The sequence below is a fragment of the Paenibacillus sp. RC67 genome, assembly GCF_030020805.1.
Lineage (GTDB): Bacteria > Bacillota > Bacilli > Paenibacillales > NBRC-103111 > Paenibacillus_S.
Genome location: NZ_CP125098.1, coordinates 3201173 through 3214947, shown reverse-complemented (window position 1 = coordinate 3214947; position 13775 = coordinate 3201173). Strand labels below are relative to the sequence as shown.

Annotated in this window: 13 protein-coding genes and 1 pseudogene; 6 read left to right on the top strand and 8 right to left on the bottom strand. The window is 44.5% G+C overall.

Going from position 1 to position 13775, the window contains the following annotated elements; translation table 11 throughout:
- Nucleotides 1-9: 9 nt before the first annotated feature.
- From QMA13_RS14735 to QMA13_RS14715, 5 genes are all read right to left on the bottom strand, one after another.
- On the bottom strand, nt 10-624 hold the full coding sequence (locus QMA13_RS14735) for a histidine phosphatase family protein (protein WP_282942279.1): 615 nt from the start codon (nt 622-624) through the stop codon (nt 10-12).
- 47 nt (nt 625-671) lie between these two features.
- Nucleotides 672-1082, bottom strand: a complete 411-nt coding sequence (locus QMA13_RS14730; protein WP_282942277.1) for a GNAT family N-acetyltransferase — start codon at nt 1080-1082, stop codon at nt 672-674.
- Nucleotides 1083-1672: 590 nt separating this feature from the next.
- A complete protein-coding gene (locus QMA13_RS14725) occupies nt 1673-3310 on the bottom strand; it encodes a glycosyl hydrolase family 28-related protein (RefSeq protein WP_282942276.1) in 1638 nt (545 codons plus the stop codon).
- Between the two features lie 118 nt (nt 3311-3428).
- Complete coding sequence (locus tag QMA13_RS14720) at nt 3429-4721, bottom strand: ABC transporter substrate-binding protein (RefSeq protein WP_282942275.1); 1293 nt, start codon at nt 4719-4721, stop codon at nt 3429-3431.
- A 13-nt stretch (nt 4722-4734) separates the two neighbouring features.
- The gene (locus QMA13_RS14715) at nt 4735-6297 is read right to left on the bottom strand and encodes an FAD-dependent oxidoreductase (protein WP_282942273.1); all 1563 of its coding nucleotides are present in this window, start codon (nt 6295-6297) and stop codon (nt 4735-4737) included.
- A 161-nt stretch (nt 6298-6458) separates the two neighbouring features.
- On the opposite strand from QMA13_RS14715, the gene QMA13_RS14710 reads away from it, so the two are divergent.
- On the top strand, nt 6459-7514 hold the full coding sequence (locus QMA13_RS14710; protein ID WP_282942272.1) for a LacI family DNA-binding transcriptional regulator: 1056 nt from the start codon (nt 6459-6461) through the stop codon (nt 7512-7514).
- 388 nt (nt 7515-7902) lie between these two features.
- Here the strand turns inward: QMA13_RS14710 and QMA13_RS14705 are convergent, their stop codons facing one another.
- Nucleotides 7903-8076: a hypothetical protein gene (locus QMA13_RS14705; protein ID WP_282942271.1), complete on the bottom strand. Its 174-nt coding sequence runs from the start codon at nt 8074-8076 to the stop codon at nt 7903-7905.
- Between the two features lie 281 nt (nt 8077-8357).
- Here QMA13_RS14705 and QMA13_RS14700 point away from each other — a divergent pair.
- The 5 genes and pseudogenes from QMA13_RS14700 to QMA13_RS14680 form a co-directional block, all read left to right on the top strand.
- Nucleotides 8358-8656: pseudogene (locus QMA13_RS14700) on the top strand (P-loop NTPase family protein); the annotation flags it as partial.
- A gap of 345 nt (nt 8657-9001) precedes the next feature.
- Complete coding sequence (locus QMA13_RS14695) at nt 9002-10036, top strand: Cfr family 23S rRNA (adenine(2503)-C(8))-methyltransferase (RefSeq protein ID WP_282942270.1); 1035 nt, start codon at nt 9002-9004, stop codon at nt 10034-10036.
- Between the two features lie 312 nt (nt 10037-10348).
- The gene (locus QMA13_RS14690; RefSeq protein ID WP_282942269.1) at nt 10349-10612 is read left to right on the top strand and encodes a CD3324 family protein; all 264 of its coding nucleotides are present in this window, start codon (nt 10349-10351) and stop codon (nt 10610-10612) included.
- A gap of 337 nt (nt 10613-10949) precedes the next feature.
- Nucleotides 10950-11573 (top strand): 50S ribosomal protein L4, encoded by a 624-nt coding sequence (gene rplD / locus QMA13_RS14685; protein ID WP_282942268.1) that lies wholly within the window; start codon nt 10950-10952, stop codon nt 11571-11573.
- A gap of 296 nt (nt 11574-11869) precedes the next feature.
- Nucleotides 11870-12067: a hypothetical protein gene (locus QMA13_RS14680; protein ID WP_282942266.1), complete on the top strand. Its 198-nt coding sequence runs from the start codon at nt 11870-11872 to the stop codon at nt 12065-12067.
- A gap of 23 nt (nt 12068-12090) precedes the next feature.
- Here the strand turns inward: QMA13_RS14680 and QMA13_RS14675 are convergent, their stop codons facing one another.
- Both QMA13_RS14675 and QMA13_RS14670 read right to left on the bottom strand, forming a co-directional pair.
- On the bottom strand, nt 12091-13173 hold the full coding sequence (locus QMA13_RS14675) for an NAD(P)H-dependent flavin oxidoreductase (RefSeq protein ID WP_282942264.1): 1083 nt from the start codon (nt 13171-13173) through the stop codon (nt 12091-12093).
- Nucleotides 13174-13263: 90 nt separating this feature from the next.
- Nucleotides 13264-13698 carry a tautomerase family protein gene (locus QMA13_RS14670; protein ID WP_282942263.1) on the bottom strand — a complete coding sequence of 145 codons (435 nt, stop codon included), beginning with the start codon at nt 13696-13698 and terminating at the stop codon, nt 13264-13266.
- Nucleotides 13699-13775: the final 77 nt, after the last annotated feature.

The window sequence follows — 13775 nt, the reverse complement described above, 5'->3', positions numbered from 1 at the left end:
TAACTACAACTATTCAAGGTGTTTCATATCGTTGCTCTCCGTTATTTCCCAACCATCATCTGTTTTTTCTATAGTATGTACACTCGCATTACCTATCGGATAAAAAGAGGATTTATTAGTCCACTCTAACCCATTCAACAAATAGTATAGTACGTTGATAAACCCTCCGTGTGTTACTATGAGTACATTCGATTTAACTTCACGGCGCTCAATTTGACTACAGAATTCTTCAAATACGCTCTTAACTCTTTGAAAAAATGCAATGGGACTCTCACCACCTGGGAAAGCCTCGTCCATTTGTAAAGTATTAAAATAAACCCCAGGAAAATCTCTTTCCGCTTCCGTATTTGCTAAGCCTGCTAAAAGTCCATTATTCATTTCTCTCCAATGTGGAAAATAACCAGCTTGAATATTTAACATTGTTTCAATAGGCCTTGATGTTTCTACTGCTCTATTTAAATCACTACTAAAAATGGTATTTATCTTAAACATATCTTTATTCTGATGTAAATACTCAGCAAGCTTCCTTGATTGAGATATACCGTTACTAACCAGTCCTCTCGAGCTCCAACCACCTCGGTAACCGCTCTCATCTTCACCATGTCTTACAAGAAAAATCTTCATTTTTATCCCACCATGTAGTTAAACTATGATAAATTAACAATAATCCTTTATATAACTCTAAATAATCCGGTTAATTCATTATGTCTATATAATTTAAAGCTTTCATAAAATCTTTCAGTACCGTTGGCAGCGAACAGCCCCACGAAAGCTTTTGCAGGCGCATTAGTTTTTAAATAGTTTATTATAGAATTCATAATTTCTTTTCCTATACCGTTATTTTGATATTCGGGCATGACGGCAATATCTTGAATGTAAAAGTATATACTGCCATCTCCTACTACACGTCCCATTCCAACTACCTCATCAGACACTATGGCAACTACACCATATAAAGAGTTATTTAACGCCTCATGAGCGACATCAAAATTCATTACACTTCTCCATCCAACCGAAGTGCATAGTTTGGTATATTCCTCTATTGTTGGCACACGTTCAATGATTACTAATTTATTAGTCATTTTTTTACGTCCTTTAGATATGGTTGGCTCAACTCTCCCTTTATAGACTTACGAGCCATCATAACAAATATACCACTACAGTCATTTACTGGTAGTGGTATTAATTATTTTATATTCATTTTTTAGTTTGCTAACAAATTTCTCTGTTTCATTACCATTCTCTCCATTCTTCTGTAATGTCTTCATCATGCTTAATGTCCAGTCCAGGTTTATTATTAAATAAATCACTAATGTCATATGCGAATCCCTCATTCTACATTTGATGTCATTAGGCGAAGACCCATTTATGCTCTTGGAAGGAGCGCGCTACCGATAATTCTGCGAATCGAGGGATATCCTACATCATTTTTCTTCACTGAACCGCTGTCCCTTCTTCATGACGCCAAAGGGAATTCGAATCAGTATGTAACCGCCCTATGTAGTAAATGGAGAATAGTACTGGAAGTATGGAAAATAAGCCGATGATATGCTATGAGTGCAAATAGGTGCGTCAGCTCTATTGGATTGCATGAAAAAACCTGCTCCTAGAAGCAGGTTCATGTACTTCCTGTAGACGTAAAAGCTATTATGCATGCGATTCGGACCGGCATTCAATTCCCGTATGCAACCAATGAAACGGTTTCAAAATCAGCGGGCACCGCGTCAGTACCGAAACCATTGACGATTACGCTGCCCTGGCCGTAGCCCATAGTTTCCAGCAAGCCGATTCCGGAACTTTTCTTGCCGTTAACCAGCACGCAATAATTGGTTGTTGCGAACGGCTTTGTCCAATTCACGACATATACGCCGGCTGAAGTTCTGCTAACGGATGAGACATTATACGAATCCTTGAGGGCGACGGCCGAACCGTTCCAGCCGAAAATCACCCATGCCTTGGCGGAATTGCTGTATAGTGGCGTTTCGAATGCGCTCAGCGGCATCGTCGTGGAAAATCCGATATACGTCCGGTCCAGGAAACCGCAGTATTTCTCCGTCTCTAGATACGCTTTATTGGTCGTAACCGTAATTTTAAAGGAGTTGCGTACGCCTGCGACTTTCGGCTGACGAATCGCCAGTCCCTTGACGTTGTCTGCGTATATGCCGTATCTGGATTGGTCACTCCCATAAATGTTGACGTTCCCGATATTCACGTACGAGCAGCCCGGACCGAGATGGACGACGTCATATTCGGCACCGCCCCGTGCGATGAGATCGCTTCCGCCGTTCAGATCGACATTCTGGCAGTAATCCAGATCGACCAAATGCTGATTGGAATTGGTCGAGTTGATCAGCGTCGACCCGCTGACATGCAGTCCTCTGATAAATCTCGCCCGCAGCGCAGGCAGAGGAGATTTCGCAGTGGCAACGAAATTGGCGGAATACCCACCGGCCCACTCGGCGTCGCAATCCCGTATGACGATCTGAAACGGGTAATAATTGACTCTCCGCTTCCCGTCCGGAGTTTCAGGCGACTCAGGCGTCGCGTCAAAATGATATCCGCCTGCATTTCCCCAAGAATGGAACTTATCACAGTAAATGTTCGCAAACGTCCCGATGCACTCGAGGCCGTACCCGAACAAATTCGTAACCGCTTCCATATTATGAAAAACGGTCGGACCGGTTCCGCGGATGCCTGTTTCGTCATAAATCATGATCGCGCTGTCGCCCATATCCCGGATTACAATATCTTCAAAGATCGTGTAGCCGAACGTTCCGTGAACCCGGATCGCGTAATTGCCGGTTATTTTGTCAACGGGCGCCGTTTTCCGCTTGATCGTCAGTCCTCTCATAACGGTATCGCCGCCTTGATCCGGCGTTCTACGGTCGTCACCAACCACAAACTCAAAGCCCGGCCCGTTATGATCGATCAGCAGATTGGTTGCTTTTTTGCCTGCCCCGATCGTTTGAATCCAGCTGTGATGCGGGATGGTTTGCCTTATTATGTAATCCCCGGCCGGGATGAATATAATCCCCCTATTCGTTCTTGCAGCCATATCGCGGTAGCAGTCAAGAAATGCTTGCGTCGCGTCCGTACCGTCGCCTGCGGCTCCGTAATCTTTCACATTCAGCAGCAGATCTCCGCAGTATGGCGGCGAGCCGTTCGGATCACCTCCGTATACGGACGAAGTGACCGTTTGCGAAGACGCTGGGACCGCGCCTAACAGCGCGCCGGCCCCCAGCAGCGATACGCCAGCGGCGCTTATCGCTTTCACGAAATTTCTTCTGCTAGTGTTCTTAGTCTCAGTCAACGCTCTCAACCTCCTAATCTTATATTTAATGCGTTACGAATAGCTCATCTACCTGCGGTTCTTCTGTATCAAAAAAAAGAAATCGCATTCATAGAGTCGATTGGCTAACGTTCCGGAATTATTTTTGAACCTCTACAATTTTTCGGTTAATTTCATCCTCCGCCTCGCGAAGAATGGTGTTGACGTCTTTCGTACGCGTATAAAAATCTTTGCCGAGCGCCGTCTTGTAGAATACGTCCTTGGCGATGCCGTCATACTTCGTGACGACGGCCGGCTTGCCGATTTTATCCTTCAGGAAAGCACCCATATTTTTCCCTGCAATCCCCGGCAAATCAGCAGCAAATTGCTGCACCGCAACCGGGTTGTCTACGATCGGAGCTTTGCCCTGTCTCGCTTTGGCGATCTGCGCTTCATCCGAAAGCAAATAAGCAATAAGCTGGAATGCTTCATCCTTGTGCTTGCTATTCGGAGGAATCGCATAGAACGGTGCAATCATCTGGGTTCCCCCGCTTGGGTTGCCCGCAAACTGCGGCAAGGAGGCCACATCCCAGTTCAGCCCGGTATTTTCAGCCTCGATCACAGAGGTCAATATGTTCGGCCCGGTCCACATCGCAACCGTCTGCTCCTTGTAGAAGGTTAAATTTTTGTAGTCATTGTTCGGTATGAAATAGAACCCGCCCATCACGTCCAGCCATCGTTTCCATTCGGCTGTGTTAATCGCCGCTTTGTTCGTTTTCGGATCGACAAAGGTCAGGCCTAGCTGGTTTTTCCATACCAGATTTTGATGCTGAAAAATGAACCCGCGATACTCCGTACCGTTTTCGTTACGGGACAATTTTCGTGCAAGCTCGTAAATTTGTTCCCAGGTCATCCCGTCGCGCGGATAAGCGACGCCGAATTTATCAAAAATCGTTTTATTATAAAATAAAACATTGCTGTTAAGCTCAAACGGCAAAAACAGCGTTTCCCCGCCTTCCGAATAAGACCGAACGCTTTCCGTTACGCCGGGAATGAAACGACTCTCGTCGAACCGATATTTCTTCATCAGTGGCGTCATATCGGAGATAAGTCCGGTACTTTTCAAATCCCAAAACGAGCCAAGACTAAACGATAGGAAATCCGGGATGTCACCGGCTGTGACCAGTTGATCCATCTTTATATCTTTTTCCAGTGTAACCTTCAGGGTCACGTTCGGAAACTTCTTAGCGATTAGCTGCTTCTCGAGCTCCAGCCACTTTGTATTGTCATTCGTGTAGTAATGCAGCGTGATGGGGTCCGTTAAGGAGGCGCCGGAGGCGGAGTTCGCATCCGCCTCTGCCTTGCTGCCGCTACTTTGCGTGCAGGCAGCCACAAACGCCGAACCTAGCGCCAATAGAATACCCGTCTGACACAGTTTCGCCATTGCCGTCATACGACTCTCCCCTTTATCGATTGTTCCATTCAATCACCTGTTTATCTTCCAGCAGCTTCTTTCGAAGCTTCGCGTAATCCACTTCCTGTACGGAACACCCCGCTTCGAGCACTAATGCGGCAGCCGTCGCCGCCGATTGTCCGAGGATCATGAAGACCGGCTCCATTCGGATCGAACCGAAAGCAATATGAGAGGACGACAGACAGACCGGCACAAGTAAGTTGGCGCATTGCTCCGCTTTCGGCACGATGGCCCGGTACGAAATCGGGTAAGGTGCACTTGGTACGACCTCCACATTGCCCTCATTGACGCACCTCCCGTCAATAACGAGCCGACGGCAATTGTGGGAATCCATCGTATACGCCGCCAGGCCGACCGGGTCTTCGACAACGGCATACCCCCGGCAATGATGCTCGGTCATGATAACCTCCGAAATCATGCGGCGCGCTTCCCGGACATACAATTGCGGCGTCCAATGCCCGCTGAGCGGATATTCGTCAGCAGGTAATCCCCATTGGGCGACTTCCCGGCGGATCGGCTCAGGCACCCGTTCGTCATGGCTGAGGAAGTACAGCATCCCCAAATTGTACCGGAGATGCGCGTGAAACAGACGTTCCCGGACCAGCGAATCGCCTTCCGGCCATAAGTCGCCGCCACCGATGTAATCGGTGGATACCGCCCCGAAATTGTTCAAGTCCGTTTTCCCGTTCGGCATCATTTTGTGCAAGCGCAAAGCGTCCCACACGCCCGCCTTAATGTACCTTGCTAGCAACGTGAACTCTTCCGGATCGTAGCCAGGCGGCTGCGGAAACGGAATCCGGTTCTCGGGCACATTCGTCAGGCATATGCGGAAGTTGTACGCCTGCACGCTAGAATCGCCATCCCCTTGCCGAAGTACTGGCGCTTCCGTCACACCTGGAATCAATCCGCTTTCCGGTTTTCCCGGAATGACGTAAGGGTCGACCCACGCTTTGAAATTGTGATTCGGATGTCCGTAATGCACGCCGTTCAGCGTCTCCTGGTAAACCGAGTTCGCTTCCCGCCCGACATGATAAGAGACACCGGCACGCGCCAGCAAATCGCCTTCATACGTGGCATCGATAAAGACCGGGGCGCTGAAGCGGATGCCGTTTCTCATGACAAGAAACAATAATTTCCCTTCCCTCATTTCGATCCGATCCAACTGCTGCTCGAAGTAGACGGACACCCCCGCCGACTGCAGCCAATCCTCAAAAATCCGTTTAGCCACACTCGGTTCAAAGGTCCACTTCGTTCCATCCGGCTCCGAACTTCCATAATGCTTGCAGACCGCACTGTAAAATTCTCGGGAAATCCCTCCAATCGCTGCTTTATTGCCGATATCCGTCGCACCCAATCCGCCTGTCGTCAATCCGCCCAGATGGAAGCCAAACTCGGCGATGACCACGTTCAACCCCATCCGGTGAGCCTGGATGGCGGCGGCAATCCCTGCCGATGTTGCTCCGTAGATGCATAAATCCGCGTGTACCAGCTGCGGATTCGTTTCGACGGTAGTATCGGTATCATATTTAATCTTCCCAAAGTCAATGCTCTGCATGGCTTTTCTCCTTTGACCCTTTGTTTTGCTTGAATGTCATTTTTTGTATCCGCTTTAATTTGATTTTATTAAAATTCAACTTTCATAACTAGTTGAAGAATACTTTCATTTTAATTACAATCAAACTAAAAAACGGGAAACTAAAGGAGACTCAGACACTCATGCGGAAGAAAAAGTCAGTAACGCTGCAGGATTTGTCACGCCAATCGGGACTGTCAGTTCATACGGTATCCAAAGCTTTGCGCGGTTTGCCCGGCATGTCGGAGGAATCCAGAAATCATGTTCTTAAAATCGCGCGGGAAATCGGATACTGGACGAAGGATCAGGAGCGTGTTCATGCGGTTGAACGGATTCCGCTGCATCCCCACAAGCCTTCAAGGTTCAAGATGGTCATATCCGATAAGTTCGAAACTTTCGACATGATTCTTTTGATATTAAGCGGGTTGCAGGAGAAGCTGTCGGAATACGGTCATTCGATCGAGATGGTGACCATTCCTTATCATCTCGATTCAACTGACACGCTTCCAAATTGGTCGAAAATGCATCAGCTGGAATATTGTGACGGCGTATTCATTACTCCGATGATCGGAAGCAAACAGGAAGAACATCTGCTGCAATATTCCATTCCACGTATTTTAATCAATTTCCCGGGGCCGGCGGCAAAGGTGGATAGTATCGTTTGGGACGTCGGGACCGCCATTCACCAGTCGGTGCGACAGTTGTTATCTAAAGGGCATACTCGAATTATGTATATCGGGAATATCGGCACTCACAGAGGGTTTATTCTTCGTTGGCAGTCCTTCGTGGCGGCGACGAACGTGGCGGGAATCAATGTGAATCAAGACGACCATATGACCGGGGAGTTAAGCAGTCAAGAAAACGGGATGGCGCTGTTGATGCAAAAGCTGCAGCAATATCAGCCAACGGCGATTTTAAGTGCGGTAAGTCATGATCTCATCTGGATATACAATGCTTGCAGCCAGCTAGGCATGCGAATACCGCAGGACGTTTCAATGATCAATTTGGCGCATGCCAAGAACGATTTCGTACCGGAATTATCCAGGCCGATTCTGATGATCAAGGAATCCGGAATCCGCGCTGCCGAACGTATGCTTTGGCGCTTGGCTAACCCGCATTTACCTTATGAGCATATTTTGCTGCAGGGAAATTTTTATGAAGGTTCGACCGTAAAAGCAATTTTACCTAACGGTAGCTAGTACACCCAATGCATGTAAAGTAATCTTTCATCATTCGAAACCTAAAGGATGAAATCTCGCGAATAGACGAGCTTGCGTGAGGAAATCAAATCATACCCAGGAGTTAAATTTAACTTACATACATGGATGGGTTTCATTTGGGAGATACCCACAGAATCTAATGATTCTCTCTTTTAACATCAGGTCTCTTTTTTCGCAGCCTTTGATAATTCTTTCCATAATAAACGGATCCTGAATATCTTATCCCCTGACCCGGAATACGGTAGCCTTAACCGGAGCGCGCCTCACTTTGAATTTATATTTCGTATATACGCCAAAGTTGCCGACGATTCCGACCGAAGGACTGATTGTACGGCTTTACCTGTCTCCTTTTGCATTTCCAACGTCATCAGTATTCAGCGCCTCCTGCTACAGCAGATATTATTTCTTTTGCCACCACCGGCATCAACCATTGCTCTGCACCTTTAATCATCCACCATCGTTTGCCGGGACAATGGGTAACCATTGCTCCTTGGTGGTCTATCTGAGCATTTTTACCGAGTGGATTCCTTGATCGATACACTTGATAGATACAAAGTTGAATTGTGAAATTGGTTGTGCTACAATGCATGTAATTAATCTAGGGGAGCTGATGAGAATAATGTAATATTTCTTGCTTATTTTCGAATGATAAAACAAAAACTGTTTTATTCTTTGTTAAGCAAGAAAGTTACTTATTCTCTTCACTCAAATAAAATAACAATATCCAATCCATTAATTGGGTTAGATTTTAGTATTTGTTTATTTGAGCTACAAGAAAGGTAACTTTCTTGTAGCTCTTTATTTTTTATGGAGGATTTTGAAATGACTTTAATCAATGTGACCAACCTAACTTTTGCTTATGACAGCTTTCAAATTAATACGGATTAGGAATTAGGTTTTGCTGGAAGGAGTGGTCGAAGCAAAACAACATTTCTGAACCTAGCCGTTTGAAACCTTGTCAAACGGGGAGCTAACGATAGTTTACTCGCAACCTTGTTTTTAAGGAAAACAGTTTCCTGCTTATAGACGAACCAACTAATCACTTGGACATTCACGCACGGAACCTGGAAAGCGATTATCTAAAATCAAAGCATGGCGTATCACAAGATACCTCACATCTACAGGGCAACTTATAAGATTATGCGAGAAGGCACATCTCCATATATGGGACGAACCTTAAAATATCGCCACCAATCGTCGAACTCTAATGTAACTTTTGCTTATTTAAATTAGGAGGTTGAAATAAATGTTTGAAGTTGTAAATGTTCATGTGAACCGTTCATTGTCTGTTGGTACGGTTCACGATCAAAATAAACGGATGCCGGAGCATTATCCATCTATCGATAGATGCACGTAGCGGCTAGAGCTGCAAGCATCGTTGGGTTTTATTTTAACTGGTTAATGTAGATGTTAAGCCCTTTTATTGGTGCTTAAGGCCTTTTCTCCGGCTCAAGAGGAGAAAAATCATGAAATCAACTTCGAAATACGAAATGATTCAACACATATTGTCTGAATTGAAACAACCCGCATATCGGTTCCAACAAATTGCAGATGCGATCTTCAAGCAAAAAATTGGTGAATATGACAGAATGACCATACTGCCCAAGGGTATAAGAAGCGAACTGATTAAGAACCTTGGCGAACACGTTTTGAACTTAACCCCTGTCATGCAAAAGACATCCAGTCAAGTGAATAAAGTGCTTTTTTCTATTGAGGGCGGTGAACACATAGAAGCAGTCCAACTAAGCTATGAGCGCGGCTGGAAATCATACTGCATTTCCAGCCAGTGCGGATGCGGATATGGTTGCCGCTTCTGTGCTACAGGTACAATCGGACTGAAACGAAATCTAACCGCTGATGAAATTACCGATCAGTTGTTATACTTTCATTTAAATGGTCAAACCTTGGATAGTGTTTCGTTTATGGGCATGGGAGAGGCGCTAGCCAATCCTAATATCTTCGATACGCTTATGATTCTAACAGATCCACGAACCTTTGGTTTGGGGCACCGAAGAATTACAGTTTCCACCATCGGAATTTTACCGGGTATCGATCGAATGGCAAAGGAATTTCCACAGGTTAACCTGACCTTTTCACTACACTCTCCGTTCGACGAACAGCGGAGCAAGCTTATGCCCATTAACAACCGGTTTCCGCTTAATGATGTGTTGAACAAGTTGGATCAGCATATCCGTGATACAGGTAGAAAAGTTTATATTGCTTATATATTACTTCGAGGGGAAAACGATTCAAATGAGCATGCGGAAGCCATCGCTACTTTGTTAAAGGACAGAGGTCCTTGGGAACATTTATATCACGTCAATTTGATCCCCTACAATTCAACCGACGTGACACCTGAAAACTTTCATCATTCAGACAAAGAACGGGTTCAAAAGTTTGTCACTATCTTAAAGTCCAAGGGAATCAAAGTCACTGTGCGAACTCAATTCGGAACGGACATTGATGCAGCATGTGGTCAGCTATACGGACACAACAAGTAATGCAAAAGAATTTACAACATTCGATAATTAATTATCATTAGAAAAATTAATGTACTGTTGGTATTACTATGGTTTAAGTAGATGTTGATTTATACAGTGTGGAGTTACTAGTTCCTTAGGATTTGTAATAGTTAAAAAAGAAAACAATTCAAAAAAGGAGAAATAATTTTGTCTCATAAAAATATTACAATTACCCATGTTCAATTCCATGCAAAGACAGATATTTGGTGATATTTGCATGGAATAACATCATCACCAATCATACTGGCTTTGCTACTTGAGATATTTCATTTATTCAAGGAGTGAATCTACATGAGATATATCAACGCTAATGAAATTCTCCCAAAAGAGTTGGTTGAAAAATTGCAAGATTTTGTACAAGGTGAATACGTCTACATTCCCGCAATAAAAGATCAACATAAAAATTGGGGAGAATTATCCGGTTTTCGTGAAGAGATTGATAAGCGAAATAGTGAAATAATACAAGCATATACTTCTGGTAATTCGATTCAAGAACTTGCAGAATCTTACTACCTTTCTGTTTATGCTATCAGAAAAATAATTTACAACAAATAAAAAACGCTGAACTGTGATCCTTATTGTGGACTAATTAAAAACACTACGCTCTCAGAAGATGATCCTTGTACTCACACGGGATCATCTTTTTAATGTTCACTGATGTTATACCATACATTACAGAGCCGTTTTGTATATAGTTTATGTGATTTCTATCTGTTACTTTTATAACTATAGATTCTTCTAAAATGTAGCAGGACAAACGGAGGTTAAAAAATAATGAATGCTATTGTAAATATACAAAGAATGTTAATCAACAAGTTTTCTAATACAGTGAGGCTTTTAATGTGGATGTGGGACCGATATCGTGAAAGTTTAGGATCTGGAGGAAAGAATAATGTTGAATGTTACTATTTTCAATATGGAAGGTATTAATGTTGATGAAATGGAACTTGAAGAATCCATCTTCGGTATTATTCCCAATGAATCGGTTATGCATGATGCAGTTATAAATTATCTGGCAAATAATCGCAGTGGAACACAATCTGCATTAACACGTGGTGAAGTTAGAGGCGGTGGCAGAAAACCGTATAAGCAGAATAAAATTGATAAATCTAGAGCAGGTTCGATTCGTATGCCACATTGGCGCGGTGGAGGAGTTGTGTTTGCCCCTAAACCTCGTGACTACAGCTACAGACTCAATAAAAAGGTTAAGCGGCTTGCTATAAAATCTGCATTGTCTAGCAAAGTACAGAACAAAGAATTCATTGTCGTCGACGAGATCAAGTTAGAAAATTACAGGACAAAGTCTATAGTAGCAATGCTTAATGCTCTTGGGGCAGATAGAAAGGTGCTAATTGTTACACCTTTGATAGATAACTTTGTTATTAAAAGCGCCAATAACATACCTGGTGTAGAAACCGCTGTAGCTGATTCCATAAATGTATACAATGTTCTGAATTGTGATAAATTAATAATGGCTAAAGAAGCTATCACGATGATAACGGAAATGTACTCGTAAAGAAGGTAAACACCAGAAATATTTTCGAATCTGTATTGGCATGACTCGTATGCAGGGCAATTGTCTAAGTAAAGCTTTGTAATTCTTAACTGAGAAAAACATCAAACCGATATCGTATGTAATCCTATCATCTTTGCCACCTGAGAACCGAAGCAAGTTCCAATGTTTTTTGGAACTATGCATTCGGTATTTTTTTAATTTCGTAGCGTTTACTTTCAAAGTTCATTTCGCAGTTTTTTAGACTGTTGTTGCATTATCCATTTCTACCTCCTCTATAAGAAAGGAGAGTGATGTCGATGAATGTCAACGAAGAAATGAACGAAGTCGTCGGCTCCAATAGAGGAAGTTCATCTACCAATTTGCTATCCCCACTGCTAACATTTCCTGTAACGTATTTATTATTAAATCGAAATGGAGCACATGGTCGAAAACCTGGAGTGCTTCAATTCATTCATCTGACGATGCGAGAGATTTTCTGGCTTGGGTGCTTCTGAACGTTCTTGATAACTGGCAATGACTAATGATTGGTAGTAAGAAGAATCGATTGGGCTTGATGAATGGTTTCTTCCAGGATTCTTGCTGCGCTTTGACCGGATGTCAACATCCTCAAACCTTGTCCAGCCCACAATGACATAAAATCCGGGTTATTTTGCCTTGACGCTGCGTTTCGAATATCTCTTGTCGCCGTATTCTGCGTCGGAAACTGAAGTGGCTCGATGCCTCTCTTATCCCACATCTCGATAAAAGAATTCTTCACCCCTCTGGCCGGACGACCGGAGAAAGCCTTCGTGATGACCGTGCTTTCCTCATTGCCGGAGAGCAAAATCTTCTGATAGGCTTCATGAGCACCGGATTCGATCGAAGTCAAAAAACGAGTGCCCATTTGCACACCTTGGGCCCCTAGCGCAAGTGCGGCGACAAGCCCGCGTCCGTCCATGATCCCTCCTGCCGCGATAATTGGAACGCGAACGTGGTCCGCCATTTGCGGTACTAACGCCATCGTTCCGATATTGGCGCCCATGGGCCGACTTGAGATGTCGAATGTTCCGCGGTGCCCTCCGGCTTCGCTTCCTTGGGCCACAATCGCATCACTACCCGCTTGCTCGGCAAGAAGAGCTTCCTGCACCGTCGTCGCCATAGTAACGATTAGAATGCCGAGATCTTTCGCTTGCTTCATCATATGCGCGGGAAGAACGCCGAAAGCCGTGCTAATCACCGGTACTTGTTCCTCTATCAAAACGGCGAATTGTTGCTCGAAATAATCGGGCGACTGCACGGTTTCTCCCGAAACTGGTGAAATGCCCAGTTGCTTTCGCATCTCGTTTAGTTCTCGCTGTACTTCTTCGGTTCTCGAATTATCATCGGTAACTTGGATCGAGAACAAATTCACTCCGAAGGGGGCGTCCGTTAGTTCACGAAGCTCCCGTATTGCAGCGCGAAGCACTTCAGGCGCCATATAGGCTCCTCCCAGCGTCCCAAGGCCTCCTGCGTTGGATACGGCAGCAGCCAAGCCGACCGTAACGGGTCCTCCAGCCATCCCGGCCAGAAAGATGGGATAACGGATTTGAAACAGGCGACAAAGCGCGGTATCTAGCTTCATTCTTCTCTTCCTCCTTAAGTGCCACGCGACGACGGTAGTATCTCCATCGCGATATTCAACCAACCGCTTCCCGGTTGCCGAGCACTTATCTTATTTTACGTCCAGCAATCGTTGGCGGGCAATCCACCCAACCCCAATTCTCGGCGTCAACCGCTCCGATAACTCACCCAATCCAAAACTCCAATCCTCGTCATTATTTTCAACAATAGAAATCATTAAATCAGTTGGGGCAACACCGCATTCAGCTTCTAACCTTTCAGCCAGTGAGGAATAAAGTTTTTGTTTCTTCTCTTTTGACCGAGCTTTGCTTATTATGGAAAGAATAACTAAATTTTCGGTACGATTAAAGCCTAATCCAGTATCTTCAATAATCATATGATGGGCGGGATGTTCGTGAACGATTTGATAACGATCTCGCTCAGGAACACCGAAAGCTTCTACGACAACTTGATGAACAACATCTAAAAGTTTTTTTAGCCTTGCTTTATCTCGCCCTTCGATAAGATCAAAACGAAGTAATGGCAAATGTTTCCCTTCCTCACTTTAATGTTAATAGATTTCCTGACTAGTTGTCCAAGAATAAATGCGTCTAATTATTTTTC

What these genes read in the sequence shown, in the direction of transcription:
- QMA13_RS14730 (WP_282942277.1), bottom strand. Translation starts at nt 1,082, where the DNA reads ATGACTAATAAATTAGTAATCATTGAACGTGTGCCAACAATAGAGGAA.
- QMA13_RS14720 (WP_282942275.1), bottom strand. Translation starts at nt 4,721, where the DNA reads ATGACGGCAATGGCGAAACTGTGTCAGACGGGTATTCTATTGGCGCTA.
- QMA13_RS14680 (WP_282942266.1), top strand. Translation starts at nt 11,870, where the DNA reads ATGAATGTCAACGAAGAAATGAACGAAGTCGTCGGCTCCAATAGAGGA.
- QMA13_RS14735 (WP_282942279.1), bottom strand. Translation starts at nt 624, where the DNA reads ATGAAGATTTTTCTTGTAAGACATGGTGAAGATGAGAGCGGTTACCGA.
- QMA13_RS14690 (WP_282942269.1), top strand. Translation starts at nt 10,349, where the DNA reads ATGAGATATATCAACGCTAATGAAATTCTCCCAAAAGAGTTGGTTGAA.
- rplD (WP_282942268.1), top strand. Translation starts at nt 10,950, where the DNA reads ATGTTGAATGTTACTATTTTCAATATGGAAGGTATTAATGTTGATGAA.
- QMA13_RS14695 (WP_282942270.1), top strand. Translation starts at nt 9,002, where the DNA reads ATGAAATCAACTTCGAAATACGAAATGATTCAACACATATTGTCTGAA.
- QMA13_RS14710 (WP_282942272.1), top strand. Translation starts at nt 6,459, where the DNA reads ATGCGGAAGAAAAAGTCAGTAACGCTGCAGGATTTGTCACGCCAATCG.
- QMA13_RS14675 (WP_282942264.1), bottom strand. Translation starts at nt 13,173, where the DNA reads ATGAAGCTAGATACCGCGCTTTGTCGCCTGTTTCAAATCCGTTATCCC.
- QMA13_RS14715 (WP_282942273.1), bottom strand. Translation starts at nt 6,297, where the DNA reads ATGCAGAGCATTGACTTTGGGAAGATTAAATATGATACCGATACTACC.